Source organism: Lentzea aerocolonigenes (assembly GCF_000955955.1).
In the GTDB taxonomy this organism is placed as follows: domain Bacteria; phylum Actinomycetota; class Actinomycetes; order Mycobacteriales; family Pseudonocardiaceae; genus Lentzea; species Lentzea aerocolonigenes_A.
In genome coordinates, this window is record NZ_JYJG01000377.1 from 1 (window position 1) to 2,694 (window position 2,694).

At 69.3% G+C, this 2,694-nt stretch carries 3 protein-coding genes; all 3 read right to left on the reverse strand.

Features of this window, described 5'->3' with window-relative positions; genetic code table 11:
• Window positions 1-222 (reverse strand): hypothetical protein (locus UK23_RS39230; RefSeq protein WP_156213708.1); only part of this gene is annotated, 222 nt, incomplete at its 3' end.
• Window positions 223-331: 109 nt separating this feature from the next.
• Window positions 332-1,027: an LppU/SCO3897 family protein gene (locus UK23_RS39235; protein WP_045316863.1), complete on the reverse strand. Its 696-nt coding sequence runs from the start codon at window positions 1,025-1,027 to the stop codon at window positions 332-334.
• A 106-nt stretch (window positions 1,028-1,133) separates the two neighbouring features.
• Window positions 1,134-2,694: helicase (locus UK23_RS39240; protein WP_045316865.1), on the reverse strand; the 1,561-nt coding region annotated here is incomplete at its 5' end.

The following is a 2,694-nucleotide window of genomic DNA, read 5'->3' on the forward strand; positions in this document are numbered from 1 at the left end:
GCCGACGATGGTGGAGCGGTCGACGCCCCAGTCGCGGCGACTCGACCGCTCGTAGAGCTCGGCCATCGACGGCTTCCTGGCCAGTTCGACCAGGTGGTTGCGCAGGTAGGTGGTCAGTGACAGCCCGGACTTGGCCGCGCGCGCCTGAAGGATGTCCACGACGTCGCCGGGGACCTCGCGGATCTGCACCGCGCGGGACGGCTCGTCGATCGGCTCGCTCATGTGCACCACACTACCGCCGATGCGTGCAATATGCATGCACTCATCGTGGTCGTGCGTGCCTACCTGCGCAACTACCTGATCGTGTGGCCTCAAACCTTCAGTGGCCGCCCTAAAAGGCCTGTGTGAAGCAGTAGGTCGTCCTGATCTCCGGGTACGCGACGGCCAGCGCCGGCGACTCCCCGCACGCCGCCTTGTCCACTGTGTTCGCGAGCACCTTCGCCTTCGCCGACTGGAACGCCCCGCACTCCACCGTCTTGATCTCGGCGTAGAGGCCGGAGAGCGAGAAGTCGTAGCACTGGCCGTCGACGAACACCGGGATCATGCACAGGGCCACGCTCTTGTAGCCGGAGTGGCCCTTGTACTTCGTGTACGCGGCGGGGTCCTCGCCGCACTTCTCGCTCTGGCCGCCGAGCACCTTGCCGACCGTGTAGTTGTGCAGGCCTCCTTCGCAGGAGACCTTGTCGTACTTGAGGTCGATCGACGTGCCGGTCAGCTTCACGCAGTCGCCGACCTCCGCGAACGGCTTGGCCGGCGTCGTGGTCGTGGGCGAGCTGGACGTGGTGCTGACGGCGACCGGATCGCTGTCGTACTTCGACATCGAGTAGAAGGCGATGCACAACATCACGAGCACCAGCACACCGAACCCGGTCGCGATCACCACGCCCGCGCTGGAGGTTCGCGGTTCCGGCGCGGCGGGCGGGGTGGAGTAGGCCGGGTAGACGGGCCGTGGCACGGGCGGGCCGGCGGGTGGCGCCCACACGTTGACCGGCTCGTCCGGCGGAGTGGGTGGGATGGGCGGAGTCATGGAAGGCCCCCGTTCGGCGAGACGCGGATGTGATCGTCTGGCCGACGCGAGCAGTCCCCCCAGACTTCCGCCCATCCTAGGGCTGATCAGGGCCCTGCTGAACCGCTCATCGGTGCACCGGCTCACCCAGACCGGACAGCGCGGCCGGCAGCGGTTCGTGGTGCAGCACGCCGAGTCGTTGCGTGGCACGGGTCAGCGCCACGTACAGCTCGGCCGCCCCGCGCGGTCCGTCGGCCAGGATCTGTTCCGGCGCGACGACGAGAACCGAGTCGTACTCCAGGCCCTTGGTCTCGGAGGCGGGAATCGTGCCGGGCACACCGGGCGGCCCGATCACCACGCTGGTGCCTTCGAACGAAGCCTCCTCGGCAACGAACGAAGCGATCGCGCCGGGCAGCTCGGCGACCGGAACCTGACGTGCCCACGGCTGGACTCCGTTGGCACGCACCGATTCCGGCGCCTGCACGTCCGGCGCGAACTCGGCGAGCACCTGGGCGGCGACCGCCATGATCTCGGCCGGCGTGCGGTAGTTGACCGTCAGCGAGCGGTAGATCCAGCGGCCCGGCACGTACGGGTCGAGCATCTGGCCCCACGACGAGGCCCCCGCGGACGAACGGCGCTGGGCCAGGTCGCCCACCACGGTGAAGGAACGGCCGGGGCAGCGGCGCATCAGCACCCGCCAGTCCATTTCGGACAGTTCCTGCGCCTCGTCCACGACCACGTGCCGGTAGGTCCAGCCGCGGTCCGCCGAAGCGCGCTCGACCAGGGTGCGGGTGTCGTGCTCGTCGAACCGGTCGGCCAGGTCCTCCGCGAACATGAGGTCCGTGGCGAACAGGTGGTCCTCGTCGTCCATGTGGTCCTGGCGGCCGACGAGGCTGTCGAGCACCTCGGCGGCGTAACGGGCCTCGGCCTGCTTCTCGGCCAAAGCCGCTGCGTCGGCGGCCTGCACCTTGCCGTCCCGGCCCAGCAGCTCGTGCAGCTCGTCGAGCAGCGGCACGTCCGACACCGTCCACGCCTCGCCGTCAGCGCGGTGCAGAGACGCGTCCGCTCCCGCCGCCGTGAGACGTGCGGCGGACGAGTACAACGAGCCCAGGAGCCCCTCAGGCGTCAGCAACGGCCACATCTCGTCCAGCGCGGCAGCGAAGCGGTCGTCGTCGGCCAGCTCCTTGAGCAGGCCCGAGCGCATGTCCTCCCAGCCCTGCTTGTCGGACCGCGACAGCCAGCCCTTCCCGATCCGGCCCAGGGCACGCTCGGTCAGCACGTACGTGATGATCTCGGTGAACACCTTGCGGGCCTCGTTGTGCGGGAGGCCGCTGTCGCGTGCTTCCTGCCGCGCCCACTCCGCGGTCTCGGCGTTGATCTCGACGACGACGTCCTTCATGCCGATCGGGATCGGCGAGACGGGCAGCCGCTGCCGGTCCGCGACGGCCGCGCGGAGAACTTCCACCATCTTCAGCGAGCCCTTGAGCCGCGCCACGTCCGGCGTGTCCTCCAACGACGTCCGCAGCCCCGGCAGCAGGCCACCGGCGGTCGAGAACACCACGTCCGACTCGCCCAGCGACGGCAGGACGCGGCCGATGTGGTTCAGGAACGCAGGGTTCGGTCCCACGACGAGGACGCCGTGCCGTTCCATGCGCTCTCGTTGCGTGTACATCAGATAGGCGACGCGG

Excerpts from the sequence above, each read along its gene's own strand:
- UK23_RS39235 (WP_045316863.1), bottom strand. The coding sequence starts at position 1,027 with ATGACTCCGCCCATCCCACCCACTCCGCCGGACGAGCCGGTCAACGTG.